Source organism: Algoriphagus namhaensis (assembly GCF_042649705.1).
In the GTDB taxonomy this organism is placed as follows: domain Bacteria; phylum Bacteroidota; class Bacteroidia; order Cytophagales; family Cyclobacteriaceae; genus Algoriphagus; species Algoriphagus namhaensis.
Genome location: NZ_JBHRZS010000006.1, coordinates 580,912 through 598,562 on the forward strand (window position 1 = coordinate 580,912; position 17,651 = coordinate 598,562).

Sequence of the window (17,651 nt, forward strand, 5' to 3'; positions counted from 1 at the left end):
CATGTTTTCATTTTTTAGAAAAATCCGTCAAAAACTTTTAAAGGCTAACACCATTACTCGCTACATAGCTTATGCACTAGGTGAAATATTGCTGGTGGTAATTGGGATTTTGATCGCACTTCAAGTGAATAATTGGAATGAGGATAGAAAGGCGGAAATAGCTCAAAAAGAATTGCTGACAAATTTTATGGTTGATCTGATGGCAGATTCAGTGCTACTTGGTGATTACGAGAGGGATTTATCAACTGTAGTTCAATCCCATCGAGAACTATATTTGGTACGAAAGGGAATTCTGGAACCTACTGATATTAAGAATCCAGTTTCGATCAGGGGTTCGATCAGATACCATTCCATAACTCTTAGCAACCATCCTAATATCGGCACTCAAGTAAGTGATGAAGAAATTAGAAAGCTGATTCTTGATTACTATCAATTTCTCGCGAAAGTTGAAAATTCTTATCAGCAATATGACAAGGTGGTCAAAGAAACCGTCAGGCCATATCTAGCAAAAAATCTTACCCTGAACCCTGATTTTCTTTTTGACAATGACGAAAAAGATAAATCTGCTTTAGATCGAGAACAATTCTTCAAGGTAATCCTACAGGATGACTTTGGACAAGTGCTTTTTGAGACAAATCTAAAAGCAGAAGAAACCATGGAATATTTCGACGAGCTGAAAAGTAGGAATTACGCCCTTCGGAATTTGATTAAAAAGGAAGTGATATGAACCGAATCCTCACCTTGTTAAGAAAAAAATGGCCAGAATATTTTCTTGAGATTCTGGTAATTACTATCGGTATTTTGGGAGCTTTTCTCCTTAATAGCTGGAAAGAATCACGAGCACTTGAAGTCCAGAATAGGAAAATCTATGGATTTATAAAGGACGATCTTTTATCTGATATTTCAGAAATCGATTCTGCCCTTGAAGGATATCAAATCAGTATGAAACATATGCTTGAAATGATTGAAGGTCGTGCTTCCCAAGAGGAATTAATCTCCGATCCAATTTTTGCCAAATCATTCTTAGGCTATGAAGATCTCATGATAGAGCAGCGGGGTCTAACATTACTTGAGAATTCGGTAGACTTGGATGACGAAGAAAGTATGAGACTATCGAATCTAGTGAGTCATTTTTATACCGAACACCTAGTCGAAATCGATATAGCCAGCGATGAGCTCGCCAATAACTTTCGCAATAACTATGATTATTGGACGCAACAAGATTGGTTTTTGGAATTCGCATTTGGAGAAAACGATAGAACCGCTTTTTCAGATTATGCTATTGATAATATGGTATTTAGAAAAAGGGTGGGTGCCTATTATATTCTTTATGACATATATGTATCTGAACTACTTCGTTTTCGATCAGAAGCCCTAACAATTATCGAAGAAATTGATAGCTATTTAACCCCCCAAGAATGAAACGCATTCTCTCCATCCTCAAAGAAAAATGGCCAGAGTATATCTTGGAGATTCTGGTCATTACGATCGGTATTTTGGGTGCCTTTGCACTGAATAACTGGAATGAAAATCGAAAAGAGACCTCCTCAAGGAAGGAAATGCTCAATTCATACCGAAATGAGCTAACCGACAACATTACTTTTTTAGAGGACCGAATTACTATCAAAAATGAACCGATATTGAACCGATTGGATGCTTTCATACAATCGAATGTCGGATTGGAAAAGGATGAAGCTGGAAGATGCATCGTGGATGTCTTATCTTTTCCCCCTTCTGTACCCGAGGTATCTGTCCTGAATGAGTTGCTAAACTCGAACCTGTTCAAAAATCAATTAGAAATTCTAGATTTATCAAGAAAATTAAAGCTAACGGTTAATCAGATCGAAAACTCTGAAAATTTCCTAAATCAAAACTGGGTAAATGAAATCAGTCCATTTATAAATCAAAACAACCTAAATGTAATCAGCTACTCAGTTTTACGGGATCTTCCTTATAGTGTGACAGATGAGCAACTAAAAACAGTAAACTCTCCGCAGTTCAAAAATCAGGCAGTAAATAAATACTTCCTATTGTTTGAATGGATCGAGATTCAAAAATTAGCCTTAGGCCAAATGAAGAATATTTTAGAATTGGTAGAAGAAGAACTCGCGAAATGAAAAGAATCCTCTCTATACTCAAAGAAAAATGGCCAGAGTATATCTTGGAGATTCTAGTCATTACGATCGGTATTTTAGGTGCCTTTGCACTGAATAATTGGAATGAAAATCGATTGAGTGAGCGAGAAGAAAGAATACTGTTATCCAACATTCGAGAGGATCTCATCAATACCATCAAAAAATTTGAAAAGGACACTGTATTCAATGCCCAAACCATCCGTAACGCAGAAAGGATTGAATATTATATTCATGAAAATCAACCTTATTCAATCGAACTCGATAGTTGTTTTGCATCATTAGGCGGCTGGAAAAGCCCATATGCAATATCTTCAGCCTATCAATCCCTAAAGTCGCAGGGTATAGATCTCATAGAGAATAAAGCACTTAGAAATTCAATTGTAAATCTTTACGACGGAATCTTAATTTTTGTAGAAGATGATTATGACCATGTGGAATGGTCTTATTATGAATCGGTCTTTATGCCCTACTCTTCCAAAAATATTAGAAGAGTGAATGAAGCATCTTTTCCAAGTGCTAGACCAAACGATTTTGAAGCCATCAAACAAAGTCAAGAATTTCAAAACATCCTGAGCACAATTATCAGGTATCGAAAAGCAGGAATAGAAATTTATGGGGATGCAATCGAAGAGATAAAACAGGTGATTTCAATGATAGATCAGGAGTTAAACGAATAATCAACCAATGAAAAGAATCCTTTCCATCCTCAAAGAAAAATGGCCCGAATATATCCTGGAAATTCTGGTGATTACCATCGGTATTTTGGGGGCCTTTGCGCTGAATAATTGGAATGAAAACGCAAAAAATAGAAGCCTTGTAGAGGATTATTATTGCAGATTTTTAGCAGACCTTAAGCAAGATGAAATCCAACTGAATATCCTTCTGGAGGAAAGCGAACTTCGATTGACGAAAAGCAATGAATTACTTCGAGAGTTACTTTTAGATTCTCCTGAAAAGGAAAAATCCATCCAGTTAATGCTTCAAGCAACTTCAAAGATAAGTTACGAGTTCACCCCCATTTCTGCTGGGTATAGCGACTTAAAGTCTAGTGGAAATCTCAATACATTTACAGATCAAACTATCGTGGATCAGGTAGGGATATATCTTCAAGAAGCAGAAGGCCTGGCGAATAATATCTCCACCAATGGCCGAATTGGCCTTGATGAAATGTTTGAAATCGATGACTTTTATGCCATAGGTTTTATTGATAACACCTTTATGAAAGAAGGACTTGACACCACAATTGTCCAGCAAGAGTTACTCGACCGAAATCCACTAACCCCTCTTCAACTGAAAGAACTCAAACATGTGGCATCCTTACTGATCGCCGTAAATTATAGAAATAACCTACACTATGGTTCTATTTTGAACAAAATCAAGGACCTTACTCCACTTCTTGAAAACAAGTGCACTTTGTCCCAGAATTGATTTTCCGCGAAATATATGATCTCATTTTTTAGAAAAATCCGCCAAAAAATGCTCGCACAAAATAAAGTGACACGATATCTGGTATATGCCTTGGGTGAGATTTTGCTTGTAGTGATCGGAATTCTGATTGCATTGGGAGTCAATAATCAAAATGAATCAAGACGAGAAGCTGCCAAGGAACACCAAATTATCGGAGCCCTTCATTCAGAATTTGAGGAAAATTTGAATTCATTAAACTATGACATTGATCGAATAAAGGAGATGGTAAGTGCCCAAGAGCTTATCCTAAGTTTAATAAACTCTAGGGATCTACCCTCAGACGATGTATTGGATAGCCTATTGAGTCTTGCGCTGATCAATATGACATGGAATCCAAGCTCTTATGTACTCAATGATCTCAAAAACTCAGGCCAAATCTCCAAACTCTCTAATCCGCAATTACAGTCCCTTTTATTTGGCTGGGAGCGACACTATGAAAATGTAATTGAGTTTGCCGTAGATGATCTTCGAAGTAGCAATTCAATGTTGGAATATATCAAGGAGAACGGCTCTATGAGAAATGTGGATTCCGGATACTTGAAGAATCAAGGAAAACAGTATTCTAGGTCAACATTTGAGTTAAGTAATTCTGTGCTATTGTACGATATCAACTTCGAAAATGTCCTTGATGACAAATACACCACGAGCGTTTTACTTTTAAATCAGTATGAAAGTTCTATAGAATTGATTGAAAATATCTTGAAGGCCACTTCTCCTTAACATGATCTCATTTTTTAGAAAAATTCGTCAAAAGCTTCTTCAGCAAAACAGGGTCACTCGCTACCTGGTCTATGCTCTTGGGGAAATTGTACTTGTCACCATAGGTATCCTGATAGCTCTGCAAATCAATACTTGGAATGAACAAAGAAAGGATAGCAACAGAGAAAAATTAATCCTTCAAAATCTTCACTCCGAGTTTATTGGAAATAAGGAGAAAATACTAGCAACTATCGAACTGCACGAGGCCATTCTGGGTACTACCAAGGGTCTCATGAAGTTATTTAAACAGCCCGATTCGATACTTAATACTTACAATTTGGATAGTCTTCTGGAGCGAAGTATAAGTTTCCGGGACATTAGCACTTCTCAATCTGCGATTGAAGATCTCATCTCTTCCGGGAATCTGAACCTCATTTCATCCGAAAACTTGAGAAAGCTAATTTTTGAGTGGAACGGTGAGATTGTGGAAAAGGATGAAAGCTTCGAAACCTTGGATGAAACTGCGCAAACATTGTTATTGCCTTATTTGATGAAGAACACTTCTCTTAAAAATATCGACCGCTTTGGTTTTTTGGACTGGGAAGAAGAGTCAAAATTCGAATCACAGATAAATAAAATATTTCAGGACTTGGAGTTTGAAAACCAGCTAGACAGTCATGCATGGGGAATAGCTAATTATTTGAATGCTTTATACGTACTTCATGAGATCAGTGATAAAATTATTTCAGAAACAGTGTCAAATATAAAATCAGAGTGATGATTTCAATTTTTCACAAAATCCGTTAAAAGCTTCTAAGTGAAAATAAGCTCACTCGCTACTTGATTTACGCATTCGGTGAGATCACCTTGGTCATGGTCGACTATCCTTCTTACCCTTCAAGAAGGATAGTTGACCATGCTAGATTTGTGTTAAGTTTGATGCTAATTAGTTTATTGTGAAAGACAGCATAAGATTCTTTTTACCCGCTTCTGGCACTTCTGAGATCAGCACATAATTTCCCGGTAGTAGTTCAGCTTCGAAGTAGCCTTTTTTATCTCCATCCAGATTGTTCATGCCTCCAAGAAATGTAAAGCCCTGAGGTGCGGGAGTCCGGAGACCAGTAGGATTCATCCAATTCAACCAGTACTGCAGGGTGTCTAAAGAGGCTCCATTCTCATAGCGCACTAAGTTCACGTCGTGACCAACAAAGTGCTCGTAGACTTTTTGGTCTTGAAAGCTTACTTCCAACACCTGATTACCCTCGGTTGGGTCATTGGCTAGTTGGATTCCATCTGTGCTAGATATTGAAATTGAATTGTTGTGCACTGGGGCAGTCATGGAGCTTGGAGAATCGAGTACGATTATTTGCTTAATCATTCCATGAGACGTATGCCATTCCCCATTCGCGGCTTTTACATAACATTCCATTAGGTAAAGCCCAGGACTTAAAAAAATCGTGCTTTTAGCCGTTTGCCCTGGAGATATCAATCCAGTCCCGCCGTGGTACTGGACTTGAAAAAACCATTCAGGTAATTTGCCAAATGCAGCAATCGCCTCTTCCATTTGACCTTCGATAATGTTTTTCATACCAATTTCAAAAGGTGGAAGTACTTCTCGCTTATTGTCTTCAATTGTTTTACCCTCAGGGTAATAGTCCATCAGAATAAAGTGCACCTCTGCCGATTCATTTTCATAAACCAACTGATTCCAACCAGAGTACAGGGTGTCCGCCACAATAAACTCCATTCCTCGAGTTTTCACCTCAACTATGCCTTCTTTTAAGGGATCAATTTGCTTCTGTTTCAAATCTTGAGATGAATCTTTAGAGTCCTTTGGACTACAATATGCGAGAAGAGTGAGGCCGAATACGAATAGTAAAACCTCTTTTACTTGTTTGATCATAGGGTTTTCAAATAAGTCTAAACACCTCATTATGAGGATTGAATACCTGATTTTAAATGGTTTTAAAAAAACTTGAAAATCCAACCTGACCCTTGGATAGCTTGGTTACATAGATTGCTGTAGTTTTTTGATAGGCAATCATAACGGGCAAAAAATTCGCTGAAGATCAAATCATCGCTGGATTCATACCAATCATGTACTAATCACTACCAGAAAAGTACTTTTCTTCCTCAGCGCCCTACCTGGTTAGGTAAACCACACTCATTTAGGTTAATTAGACATCTGGTTATTGATGAAATTGAATCCGACAACACGTTTTCAAATCTTCCAGAAATCTGTATATTAATTTGGTATGATAAGAGTCATTATTGTAGATGATGAGACCAACGCAATTAAGAATCTAACTTGGGAAATTGAAAAATTTTGCAAGGATGTAAAGGTTTTGGATAGCTTCACAGACCCAGTTGAAGCGGTGTCAGCAATTAATTACTTGAAGCCTGACTGCGTTTTTTTGGATGTAGAAATGCCAGGCATGGACGGATTTGAGTTACTTCATCAGCTGCACTTTAGAAACTTCGATTTGATCATCACTTCTGCATACGATCGATATGCATTGAAGGCCTTCCGTGAACATGCAGTAGATTATTTACTCAAGCCTGTAGACTCAGACGATTTAGTTCAGGCTTTAGATCGGATCAGAAGTCACAAAGAACGTCATGGTCTAGGCACAATGATCAAGGACATGATGCTGGATATCAAAGAAAAAGAGAGTAAAAAAATCGCCTTATCAATGGCGGGAAAGACCTGTTTTATTGAAAAGAATGATATCCTTTACTGCAAATCTGACGGGAATTATTCAGAACTCTTTTTTTCTAATCATAAAAAAGAGCTGTTCACCATCCGACTGAAAGAATTGGAAGAAATTTTGGGTTCAGGCTTTTTCCGAGTGCATAATTCCTACATCGTCAGACTGGCTTCCATCAAAGAATTTGTCAATCAGGATGGAGCTCATCTTACGCTTTCAGATGGCTCGACAGTACCCATATCCCGATCTAAGAAAAGTGAATTACTTCAAATCCTGAATAGTTGAGATTCTTTGAAGATTTCTATTTGCATCCTTTCTCGAATGGATTTCTACAGTTCACCCTTGGTGCATTATTTATATTAACTGCTTTTCATTTCTTTCTATTTTTTCAACAAAAAGACAAAATTTATCTCCTCTATAGCGGATATACTTTTTTCATCATCCTTTCCCAGTTCAACCATCTTTCAGAGGGATTCCTTTTTGATTTAGGAGGAAACTCTTCTTGGATTATGGATTACCCCATGATTCACACTGAGGTCTACTACTTATTATATGTCCTATTTGGTCTAGAATTTTTGAACATCAAGAAGGAACTACCAAGGTGGTATTCAATTATTAAGACCTGTCTTTGGATTATTATCGGATATTGTACTCTCCTTTTTTTGTATTATTTGCTTATTGATCCTCGGATTGAGGAAGTCCTTCTAAAAGGTTATTATTTTTTCACGATCCTTATGTCTTCTCTAGGAATTGTCACCTATATTCCATTTTTCAAGGTTCGAACTCCACTGAAATACTATATGATTTCTGGTTCTTTTCTTCTTTTGATTTTTTCTTTGACATCTCTTCATATTCATCAAAATCTGAAAATTGCTGGGCTTTCCGTAGAACCCTCCTATAGTATCCTATATCTCGGTTTTTTGCTGGAAAATGTTCTTTTTTCACTTGGGCTAGGACACAAGCAAAAACTTATTTTGAAAGAGAGAAACGAGTCACAGCAAAAGCTTATTTCTCAATTCGAGGAAAATGAGAAACTTCGAATTCAGATTCAAAAACGACTGGAGGCTAGCGTTAAAATCATGGAAAGCCAAGCGGAGGAGGAGAAGGTAAAGACCCTTAAGGCGAGTTTTGACAAAGAAATTGCAGAGTTAAAACTATTGGCACTTCGAAGCCAAATGAACCCTCACTTTATCTTCAATTCACTCAATTCCATCAAGTCCTATATCATCGACAACAAGCGGGAAGATGCGGTTTATTACTTGAATAAATTTGCCAAACTCATTCGTAAGATTTTGGCCTCCACCCAAGAAAAGGAGATTAGTCTCGCTGAAGAGCTAGAAACAATGAGGCTTTATGTCAATATTGAAAACCTAAGATTTGATCAGAAAATTGAGTTTAAAATCGAAGGTGAGGAAGAGGTGGACACTGCCGCGATCAAAGTTCCTTCACTCCTGCTTCAGCCATTTTTAGAAAATGCTATATGGCATGGCTTATCTCCAAGTACGACCTCACCAATGCAGCTCAAAATTCGTATAGGTAATCTATCAGAAAAGGTACTTCTTATAGAAATTGAGGACAATGGAGTTGGAATTAACTTTTCAAAAAAGAATAGGACAAAAAAAGTGCATAAAAAAGATTCTCTTGGGCTGGCCATATCTAAAGAAAGACTTCGCCATTTTTCCCAAAAATATGGGATTCAAGGTTCAATCAATGTCTACGACAAAAAAGAAGTAGATTCACTAAATTCAGGTACAATCGCTTCTATACAAATCTCAATCATGTAGTAATGCGGATTGAAAACTTTAACTGTACTGCTAATACAATTTGCGTATGATCTCATTTTTTAGGAAAATCCGTCAAAAACTTTTATCCCAAAATCGGATGACTCGATATCTTATTTATGCTCTGGGGGAAATTGTATTGGTCACCATAGGCATCCTGATCGCACTTCAAGTCAATACTTGGAATGAAAACCGAAAGGAAACCAAACTTGAAAAAGAATACTATTGCAGGCTTTTAGAAGATGCTGAGCAAGATTTGGAACAGCTCAATCAGTTTGCTAGTCTAGCCGAAGACCGACTCAAGGCCTCCAATGAGGCTGTCCGTCTTCTGCAAAAACCCAATGCCAAAAAAGTAGAAGTTGGCGAACAATTGGGCCTTTCCATATTGGCTATTTACTCGGATTTTAGCCCGACTAGTTCTGCCTTTGACGATCTGAAATCCGGAGCTAATCTGAATCTCATCCAGGATAAAAATGTCATTAAGTCACTTAATAACTATTACAAAAAAGTAGAAGGCTATCTCAGCATCATTCAGGTTAATGCCAATATTGCCCTAGACACATATTATTTGGAGCGAGACCTTTTTGAAAGCGGTCGGATTCATTCCCAAATGTTTAGCGAAAAACTAATCAAGGGTATGGAAAAGGATGTGTATGAATCCATGAATTTAGACTATGAGGAAAGTTTATCTGAAAGTATGAGCTTCAAACTTCTAAATGGAGGATTGACTTACATTTCTTGTAATGCCAGACAATTGCAACTTTATGCCCAGATTAGGGAAGAGGTGGAGCGCCTAATTCTAGTTTTAGAGCCGAAATGCTTGGAAAAATGATAACTCTGTTTCGCAAAATTCGCCAAAAACTACTTTCCCAGAATCGGGTTACTCGCTATTTGATTTATGCTTTAGGGGAAATTCTGCTGGTAGTGATAGGGATTTTGATTGCCCTTCAATTAAATATTCAAAAAGAGTTAGCCGATGAAAAAAAAGAAACAGAGCAGCTTTTAATTGGGGTTCAATCAGACTTGAAATTGGAAGCTAAGCGTATTGATTTTTTGATTGGCTATTATGGTGACATTACAGATGGTATTCAGAAAATCCTTTTGAACTACCAAGGGAAGGAAGTCAATACCAATCAAGAGCTCGGCGAATATTTCTTGAACACGTTTGAATTCAGAAAATTTTCAAAGTTTAATACCAGCTATCAGACACTTTATGGAAGTGGTCTTCTTCAAGAAATTGAAGACAAAAAACTATCCGAGGAAATCATCACGCACTATTCCATGCAATATTTAGAGTGGTCTCTAGAGATTTATCAACAAAGAGCTGGCACGTTTGATTTTAACAATACTCCACAATTTGATCCTCTGGATAAACTTCAGGCTGGTACCTATTATCAATCCATTCCTAATTTCCGTTTAGAGCTCGAGGACAATTTTAGAACAGATTTTAAAGAATTTATCAAAGAACCTGAAGTATTAAACTTTCTCGTAGATCTCTTGCACCAGAGTGAACTGGTTTTTACCAACCTGAATACCTATAAGGAATCCAATCTTACATTATCAAACCAAGTTCAAAAATACCTGGAGCAATGATTAGTTTTTTCCGAAAAATCCGCCAGAAACTCTTGCAGCAAAATAGGGTCACACGATATCTAATCTATGCAATTGGCGAGATTGCACTAGTGGTGATAGGGATTCTGTTGGCCCTACAAGTCAATAATTGGAATGAAAAAAGAAAGGAAAGAGAAAAGGAAATTCAATTATTAACAAATCTCCAAGTTGAATTTAAGGACAATCTAAAGGACTTGGATTCGGTTTCGGTTGAAGTAGATAAGGTAATCTCCGCTTTAGAGAGAATGTTTAACTCGTTTTCTAAAAATCCTGCAACGGACATGAAAGACTCCGTAGATTCATGGATTTCTTCTGCTCTCTATTCTCCCAATTGGAAGCCCAGCCAGTATATTCTAAATAGTTTAACCAACTCGGGAAGCATTACCAACCTAACAAACGATCGATTAAAGCTCTTGCTTTATCAATGGTCAAGGCAACAAAATGAAATGTTGGAGGTCCAGTCAAGGACAGAAAAAACAGGAGAAGAAATTATCTTCTACGTCAAGGAATTTGGCTCCTTAAGAAATGTGGATACTTCCAACCCCACTTTCAACTATAATCCCTCAAAACTGGAGATTAGTAACAACCACTTGTTATCAGACGCTCAATTCGAAAACTTAATTGATGATAAATTATACATGTACAAAAATACCAAGCGCTGGTTAGTAGCTTCAAAAGAGACTTTAATCCAAATGATTGAGGAGTCAAACCCCTAAAACTTTTCTATATTCAGCTTTTTCCGAAAAATTCGCCAAAAACTCCTTTCACAAAACCGAGTCACCCGATATCTAATCTATGCTGTAGGAGAAATTATTTTGGTGACCATCGGAATCTTGATCGCCTTGCAAATCAATACTTGGAATGAACAGAAAAAAGCTTCCGAAAGTGAGCAGGAGATCTTAGCCAACTTAATTGGTGACTTCTTATACAATGATTCGATTTTGATAAATTCACTGGAAATTAAAAAAGAAGTATTAGATAAAAATTTTCAAATTCTAGACTATACCGGAACCAAACCCAAACCCGCTACTAGAGAAGAATTTGATGCGTTATTGAGCTATATCTATACCGTAAAACCCTTCAAACCGCGTAATGGATTTTTGGACGAAGTCCTCAGCTCGGGTAGGTTAGGTGTCATTCAGGACGCCAACTTGAGAAACAAACTTTCGCTCTGGAAATCTATACTCGAAGATGTGGAGCAAGCAGAAAATTCGGCATTCGTTTTAGAATTCAAACTCATTGACTTCATTATAGAAAATGGAGTATGGTTGAATATTGATAAACTGTCAGTCAATCCATTTGCCCAAAGTTTCCCAGAAAGTGGGTTTGATTTGGATAACAGAGAGCTTTTGAATTCACTGGAATTTGAAAATTTAATTGAAAACCGATTGATTTTTTCCAATGCATTGAATTTGAAGTTAGAGTCAACAAAAGAACTGAATGAAGAAATAATCGCCCTATTACAAAAAAACCTGAAATGATTTCGGTAAATGGTGAACCGATCCGAAATACAACTGTCGACACAAAATTAGAAATTAAGAAAAAGAAACCGACCAATTAAGCAGTGAGCGAAGTCTATTCCTTTTACCTTATCCACCCAAACCGAATTTTTATGAAATCTCTACTCCTCACCCTTGGTTTTACCCTTCTCTTAGCTCAAGTGACCTTTGCACAGCAAGAAGTATTTCCAGTCATTAAAGGCTATGGTTCAGTGATCGACATGCCATTCGAAACCATCAAACCTGACCCTTCACTTCAATACAAATTATTGGCAGAAGCCTTCAGCGGCCAGAAAGATAAAACGGAATTATACGATCCACTAGACTACTTCGCACGAGTGGTCAATGCGCATGCCCATGCGGGAGTGCCAGCTGAAAATTTCAAAATGTCTATTGTACTGTTTTCGGGCTCTGTTTTCACTACGCTCAATAATGCGGAATTCCAAAAACGTTTTGGAACTGATAATCCCAACCTAGAACTTATTCAAAAATTTCAAGATGCTGGGGTGGACGTTTTTGTATGTGGGCAATCTATGATGAAGCAGGACATTATGCCAGAAATGCTGATCGAAGGCCTAAAAATAGGTTCCTCTCGGATTACTGTCGCATCTGAGCATTTAACCAATGGTTTCGTATCCATTTATTAGGCTCGGGCCTGCATTCTGCTTTAAGCATAATTAGCTAAATTATAGAGACAAAAATTAGTAATCATAATCACCCCGACCACAGAAACCGAAATGGGGGCATTAGCAATATCGAATATCGATTTACGTGAATCGATTCGATAATTCACATAGTACCTCTTTTCAAAGGCTGAGGGGAGTTTTTTAATTAAGTACACTTAAATTTTATACTTATGGGAATGTTTTGGGATTTAATCCAGCAAAATGAAATCGACGAGCAAAAAGCGAAAGCCGATACACTCGAGGCCAGAGTAGAATACCTAGAAGAAGAGCTGAGCAAAACCAAAGCCCTGCTTTTAAAGACCCTTCATATTTTAGAAGAGCGTAGCGGGCAAGACATCGATGGGGATGGTAAACTGGGGTAAAGAATAAAAATACCAATTAATTGGGCCTTGAACTGTATTTTTTTACCACGTGGAAAAATGAAAATACCTCTTTTTAAACCATCTATATACTGATATGGATCGGTCAACAAAGAAAAATGAGCTCGCTATTTTAAATTTTAACCTTTAATAAAAAGTATGAAAATAGTCTATTTTTTTTTCCTTGTTTTCACATTGTCGATTAGCGCACAGGCGCAAAATGACAATCCCCCACAAACTCAATCAAATTCCGCCTCAGAATCTAAAAGGCTGAAAAACATCTTGAGTGCAAAGATAGGTCTCACCGACCCCGTTCTTGCCCTTACTTATGAACGATTATTAACCTCTAATTTGGGCATCGAAGTTCAACTTGGCTTTTTAGGAGGCTCGATTGGACCCAAGGTTTACCTCCCGGCATTTAGATCGGAAAAAGTCAATTTTCACACCGGAGTAATAATCGGCTCAGGATATTTTGCCGGTGGCAGCTATGGTTATTTACCGATAGGGATCAATAGAATTACGAAAAAGGGTTTTGTTATCAGTTTAGATGTAGGACCCCAATATTTAATTGATAGTGAAGAGTTTTTGCCAGGAGCCACATTCAAGATTGGGAAAGCCTTTTAAATAGGCTTAGTTTGGCTGTTGAAGAATGATGAGCCTCAACTCCTCAACCATTTTTATGAACTAGGGACGGCCTTGGTTGAGACTTTTTCCCTAGTTTTTTAACTCCTTATCGTATTTAATTCAGATTGAGGTATGGCTCATTTGAATAATCCAATTAACTTATTAACAGTAAGACTTTTTTAAGTAGAATTGAATGCTTTTCTTTTTCCGAAAAATCCGTCAAAAGTTGCTCCAACAGAACCAGGTCACACGATATCTCTTATATGCCCTTGGGGAGATCATTCTCGTAATGATAGGTATCCTCCTTGCCTTGCAAGTGAACACTTGGAATGAGCAGCGCAAATCAAAGGCTCTTGAGCAGAAAACTCTCAGACAATTGAATGCAGATCTGAGACAAAATTACAGCGAAATAAAAAGTATCCGTGACGGAGTTGAGATAGAGATCGAAGCTGGAGAAAAAATTCTACATTATTTAGAAACTGAGGAGCCCGTGACTGACTCACTTCTTACATGGATCCAGGATTTACTGGCATCAGGAATCTTTAACAATGCCAATACAACCTACACGAACTTACAGAATGGTGACGGTAACTTGATTTCAAATGATTCATTAAGACTTAGAATCACATTAATGTATGAGGAAGATTTCACTAATATTTTTAACCGAGAAGAGAGGCTTTACACAGATTATCTGCCAAAGTTAAGGGAAGAATCTCTGACGAAATTTAAGCCAGGGCCCATGCTGAATAAACCACCTGATTCACCTAGGGACTTTATTCTTAGCACTCCAACAAACTATTCCCTTTTAAGAAAGGATCAATATTTCAAAAACGTAATTTTTGAATTAACTAACTTCAGAAAGCTCAGATTACGATTTCTCAATGAAACCCTAATTGACCTTGAAAAGCTAATAGATGACATCAATCAAGAGCATAGCCGATAGACTACCCTATGAAACGAATCATCACCATACTCAAAGAAAAATGGCCGGAATATATACTTGAAATTCTGGTGATCACTATTGGAATCTATGGGGCTTTTGTTTTAGATAATTGGAATGAAAGCCGTAAGGCCAGAGTAGTAGAGATCAAGTTTTACGAGGAATTGAAAAAGGATTTAGAGTTTAATCTTATTGAAATCGATGAGATAAGAGGAAGGCTAAGAGGAAATGTAGAGGGCCTAGATTCAATGGCTTGGTATCTTGATAATCACTCGATGCAAGGAGTCCGTTTTGACTCCATAATTATTCAAACTACACGTACAGGAATTGTTAATAACGCGAATTCCACGTATCAGTACATGAGAAATGAGGGCTTTAGCTTTATCTCCAATAACTTTCTTCAAGCAGGAATCACTAAGATGTATGAGCAAGGGATGTATAATATGGCCTTTCGAAATGACTATCACCAAAGCCTATTGGGACAATTGGAATTAGAGTTGGATAAGAATTTTGCTTTACGATCAACCGCAATAAACCCACAACAACTAAAGTCCAACCACTACTTTAGAAATTTGATAAAAAATAACAGGCGCTATGTTGATCTTCGATTGAATCTATCTGCCAGAACACAAGATCAACTCAGGGCCCTCATTGGAGAAATTAATGAAGAAATAAAAAGACTAGCGGAATAAAACCCATCCTTCCCAGTCTAAAAGTAAAATGGCCGGAATATCTAACGGAAAATGCAGTATCGACAATAGTTATCTCAGTGTATCTAGGATAGAGGATTATCACACAAATAAAACGTTGATATAAAAGTCCTGCTTTTTAGTATATGAAATCAGTAAGTTGGTACTTATTCGATTTGAAACTTTAGAGTAAGCCTATCAAATGAAAAATCATCAAATTTTACTCATACTAATTTCTGTTTCACTGTTCTTTTCATGTGCACAAGAAACGCCTGAATCCATACGATCCGAGATTACCAAGTGGCCAGATAACAAAACTGGAGCAATTTCAATCACCTTTGATGATGGGATCATCAATCAATTCACCATTGCGAAGCCCATTCTTGACAGCCTAAATTTACCTGCCACATTCTACATCCTCACGGGGAAAGTAGAAGGGTCCGCAAAGGGTAAATTTATTGGAAGAGATCCCGAAGATATCATTCGTGAAACAGCTCAAACAAAAACCGATTCTACTAATTTCTTCGAGCGAGCTTCCCTCATTGCCTTCACTGGAACCACTGAAGCTGAAGATTACCACGCAAGGGCTGGGTCCCTTTTTGAGTCAGGACGAGTTGATGAGGCTCATGCATTGATCGATGAGGGATATGAAAAAATCCGAAATGGGACCATTGGAGAATTGGGAGAAGTAATCTTCCATAATAATCCTGAAGATACGACCACTTGGGAGCAGTTTAGATCTTATGCCGCTCAAGGCCATGAGATTGCCTCACACACAGTGACCCACCCGCGTCTTGCTGTTTTAGATGAAGTGAATATGCTTTATGAACTGGAACAGAGTAAGTCAGACCTGTTAAAGTTCATGGGAGAAGAATCCATTTTCTCAGCCGAAGGGCCATATGGCACAGAAAATGAACGGGTAATGGAATATGCCTATGAGATTTACCCTGCCTTAAGGAACAGAATGCCAGAGTCTTGGTTGACTGAAATAAACCGCGGAAGCCGGGCCCAACCTGGAGAGTCAGATAGAGAATATGTACAATGGCAGAGAGGAATCCTCTCTCGTCACAGCTTCGAGGACATGAAATCCTGGATAGATACTACCCTAAATCACGATAACATTTGGTTGGTTTTGGTAATCCATGGAGTTGAGAATCTGGGCTGGGAGCCCAAAACAAGAGACGAACTCAAGGAGTACTTTTCCTTTATGAAAACCACTCAAAACGATCTTTGGATCGATACCTTCCGTGAAGTGACCAAATACATTAGAGCAAGACAAAATTCCACGGTAAAGAGTTCTCTTGCCGATGGAAAGATTACCATTTCCTTAGAATCAGATTTAGATACAAGGATCTATTCTGTTCCTCTGACGATAAAAACATATGTACCGGAAAGCTGGACTGGAGCAAAAAATGGAGGTGGCGAAGACTTCAATATTCACAAGGATCAGAATGGGAGATTTATCTTAGTACCATTGACCCTTGAAGAGGGCCAAACAATGATCATGCAAAATTAAAATAAATGGTATTTGCCTCAGTTTTTTCTCCGATTGAAACCTCAATCCTAGGCTAAGTATAGAAAGTCAACTTCTGCGTAGCGATAAAAGTATCTTTACTTTATCTTAAGTAAATTTTACTTCTAGCCAGAATGATTTCATTTTTTAGAAAAATCCGACAAAAGCTCCTTTCGGAGAATCGCGTAACTCGATACCTGATCTACGCCATTGGAGAGATCGCTTTAGTCATGATCGGAATCCTATTGGCTTTAGGAGTGAACAATTGGAATCAAGACAGAATAAGTCGGGCTCGTGAAGAAATAATTCTTCAAGGATTATATCAAGAATTTGAAGCTGCAAAGGTTGAATTACAAGCAGATCTTACCGCCCGAGAGCGGTATCTAAGTGTTAGCAGTGCACTTCAACATAATCATTTGACTGGCGAACCCTTGAATCTTCCTACGGACTCCATAAAACCATTTATCTTGGGGCTAATATCCACAAGGTTTTATTCCACCGGACATCCAATTTTGGATGACCTTTCCTCTTCAGGTGGGCTCGAGCTGATTCAGTCTGACTCGGTAAAGCTCCTTTTAGGGGAATATATTGAAGAGAAAAATAGGTATAACGCCGTGGAAGAACGAGAGGCAAAATTCACTTATGAACAGTTGTACCCCTTTCTTTCGAATAGTATTAATCTGACTTATGTCTATAATGACATGATGATGCCCGATGAACTGGATAACAGCTTGGCATCGATGCAGTCCAACAACCAATATGGAAGCCTGATCTACTTCCGGATGCAAAGAGTCTCTACCGCTAGGGCGTACGGGATTAGAGTGGAAGAAGCAATTGGCAGGGTACTATCTCAAATCGAGAGTGAGCTAGATGGTAAGCTCTGATTAAATCTCGATGGCAATCCTACATGGAATTCATTAATTGCATTGGGGTGATTAGG

Annotated in this window: 21 protein-coding genes; 20 read left to right on the top strand and 1 reads right to left on the bottom strand. The window is 37.9% G+C overall.

What is annotated here, in order from left to right:
- Position 1: 1 nt before the first annotated feature.
- From ACFOSV_RS06300 to ACFOSV_RS06330, 7 genes are read left to right on the top strand one after another with little or no spacing between them, the layout of a single operon-like run.
- Positions 2 to 727 (top strand): DUF6090 family protein, encoded by a 726-nt coding sequence (locus ACFOSV_RS06300; RefSeq protein WP_377904519.1) that lies wholly within the window; start codon positions 2 to 4, stop codon positions 725 to 727.
- Entirely contained in the window at positions 724 to 1,422 is a 699-nt protein-coding gene (locus ACFOSV_RS06305) for a hypothetical protein (protein ID WP_377904521.1), read from the top strand. Before ACFOSV_RS06300 ends, ACFOSV_RS06305 begins: the two co-directional genes overlap by 4 nt.
- Positions 1,419 to 2,117 (top strand): DUF6090 family protein, encoded by a 699-nt coding sequence (locus ACFOSV_RS06310; protein WP_377904523.1) that lies wholly within the window; start codon positions 1,419 to 1,421, stop codon positions 2,115 to 2,117. Before ACFOSV_RS06305 ends, ACFOSV_RS06310 begins: the two co-directional genes overlap by 4 nt.
- Positions 2,114 to 2,812, top strand: a complete 699-nt coding sequence (locus ACFOSV_RS06315; RefSeq protein WP_377904525.1) for a DUF6090 family protein — start codon at positions 2,114 to 2,116, stop codon at positions 2,810 to 2,812. The genes ACFOSV_RS06310 and ACFOSV_RS06315 overlap by 4 nt, the downstream gene beginning before the upstream one ends.
- Positions 2,813 to 2,819: 7 nt before the next feature.
- Positions 2,820 to 3,563, top strand: a complete 744-nt coding sequence (locus tag ACFOSV_RS06320) for a DUF6090 family protein (RefSeq protein WP_377904527.1) — start codon at positions 2,820 to 2,822, stop codon at positions 3,561 to 3,563.
- Between the two features lie 48 nt (positions 3,564 to 3,611).
- Positions 3,612 to 4,322 (top strand): DUF6090 family protein, encoded by a 711-nt coding sequence (locus tag ACFOSV_RS06325; RefSeq protein WP_377904529.1) that lies wholly within the window; start codon positions 3,612 to 3,614, stop codon positions 4,320 to 4,322.
- A gap of 1 nt (position 4,323) precedes the next feature.
- The gene (locus ACFOSV_RS06330) at positions 4,324 to 5,079 is read left to right on the top strand and encodes a DUF6090 family protein (RefSeq protein WP_377904531.1); all 756 of its coding nucleotides are present in this window, start codon (positions 4,324 to 4,326) and stop codon (positions 5,077 to 5,079) included.
- Positions 5,080 to 5,247: 168 nt separating this feature from the next.
- Here the strand turns inward: ACFOSV_RS06330 and ACFOSV_RS06335 are convergent, their stop codons facing one another.
- Positions 5,248 to 6,204 carry a hypothetical protein gene (locus ACFOSV_RS06335; protein ID WP_377904533.1) on the bottom strand — a complete coding sequence of 319 codons (957 nt, stop codon included), beginning with the start codon at positions 6,202 to 6,204 and terminating at the stop codon, positions 5,248 to 5,250.
- Between the two features lie 352 nt (positions 6,205 to 6,556).
- On the opposite strand from ACFOSV_RS06335, the gene ACFOSV_RS06340 reads away from it, so the two are divergent.
- From ACFOSV_RS06340 to ACFOSV_RS06400, 13 genes are all read left to right on the top strand, one after another.
- Positions 6,557 to 7,294 (top strand): LytR/AlgR family response regulator transcription factor, encoded by a 738-nt coding sequence (locus ACFOSV_RS06340; RefSeq protein WP_377904535.1) that lies wholly within the window; start codon positions 6,557 to 6,559, stop codon positions 7,292 to 7,294.
- Between the two features lie 20 nt (positions 7,295 to 7,314).
- The gene (locus ACFOSV_RS06345; RefSeq protein ID WP_377905306.1) at positions 7,315 to 8,793 is read left to right on the top strand and encodes a sensor histidine kinase; all 1,479 of its coding nucleotides are present in this window, start codon (positions 7,315 to 7,317) and stop codon (positions 8,791 to 8,793) included.
- Between the two features lie 97 nt (positions 8,794 to 8,890).
- Positions 8,891 to 9,622: a DUF6090 family protein gene (locus ACFOSV_RS06350; RefSeq protein WP_377904537.1), complete on the top strand. Its 732-nt coding sequence runs from the start codon at positions 8,891 to 8,893 to the stop codon at positions 9,620 to 9,622.
- Positions 9,619 to 10,383 (top strand): hypothetical protein, encoded by a 765-nt coding sequence (locus ACFOSV_RS06355; protein WP_377904539.1) that lies wholly within the window; start codon positions 9,619 to 9,621, stop codon positions 10,381 to 10,383. The genes ACFOSV_RS06350 and ACFOSV_RS06355 overlap by 4 nt, the downstream gene beginning before the upstream one ends.
- On the top strand, positions 10,380 to 11,117 hold the full coding sequence (locus tag ACFOSV_RS06360; RefSeq protein WP_377904541.1) for a DUF6090 family protein: 738 nt from the start codon (positions 10,380 to 10,382) through the stop codon (positions 11,115 to 11,117). The genes ACFOSV_RS06355 and ACFOSV_RS06360 overlap by 4 nt, the downstream gene beginning before the upstream one ends.
- Before the next feature lie 102 nt (positions 11,118 to 11,219).
- Positions 11,220 to 11,882, top strand: a complete 663-nt coding sequence (locus ACFOSV_RS06365) for a DUF6090 family protein (RefSeq protein ID WP_377904543.1) — start codon at positions 11,220 to 11,222, stop codon at positions 11,880 to 11,882.
- Between the two features lie 131 nt (positions 11,883 to 12,013).
- Positions 12,014 to 12,547, top strand: coding sequence for a DsrE family protein (locus ACFOSV_RS06370; RefSeq protein ID WP_377904545.1), 534 nt, complete (start codon positions 12,014 to 12,016; stop codon positions 12,545 to 12,547).
- Positions 12,548 to 12,762: 215 nt separating this feature from the next.
- Complete coding sequence (locus ACFOSV_RS06375) at positions 12,763 to 12,948, top strand: hypothetical protein (RefSeq protein ID WP_377904547.1); 186 nt, start codon at positions 12,763 to 12,765, stop codon at positions 12,946 to 12,948.
- 156 nt (positions 12,949 to 13,104) lie between these two features.
- Positions 13,105 to 13,569, top strand: coding sequence for a hypothetical protein (locus tag ACFOSV_RS06380; protein WP_377904549.1), 465 nt, complete (start codon positions 13,105 to 13,107; stop codon positions 13,567 to 13,569).
- A gap of 226 nt (positions 13,570 to 13,795) precedes the next feature.
- The gene (locus ACFOSV_RS06385) at positions 13,796 to 14,512 is read left to right on the top strand and encodes a DUF6090 family protein (protein ID WP_377904551.1); all 717 of its coding nucleotides are present in this window, start codon (positions 13,796 to 13,798) and stop codon (positions 14,510 to 14,512) included.
- A gap of 8 nt (positions 14,513 to 14,520) precedes the next feature.
- Positions 14,521 to 15,201 carry a DUF6090 family protein gene (locus ACFOSV_RS06390; RefSeq protein ID WP_377904553.1) on the top strand — a complete coding sequence of 227 codons (681 nt, stop codon included), beginning with the start codon at positions 14,521 to 14,523 and terminating at the stop codon, positions 15,199 to 15,201.
- A 199-nt stretch (positions 15,202 to 15,400) separates the two neighbouring features.
- Positions 15,401 to 16,714 carry a polysaccharide deacetylase family protein gene (locus ACFOSV_RS06395; protein ID WP_377904555.1) on the top strand — a complete coding sequence of 438 codons (1,314 nt, stop codon included), beginning with the start codon at positions 15,401 to 15,403 and terminating at the stop codon, positions 16,712 to 16,714.
- Between the two features lie 131 nt (positions 16,715 to 16,845).
- Positions 16,846 to 17,595 (top strand): hypothetical protein, encoded by a 750-nt coding sequence (locus tag ACFOSV_RS06400; protein ID WP_377904557.1) that lies wholly within the window; start codon positions 16,846 to 16,848, stop codon positions 17,593 to 17,595.
- The last annotated feature ends 56 nt before the right edge of the window (positions 17,596 to 17,651 follow it).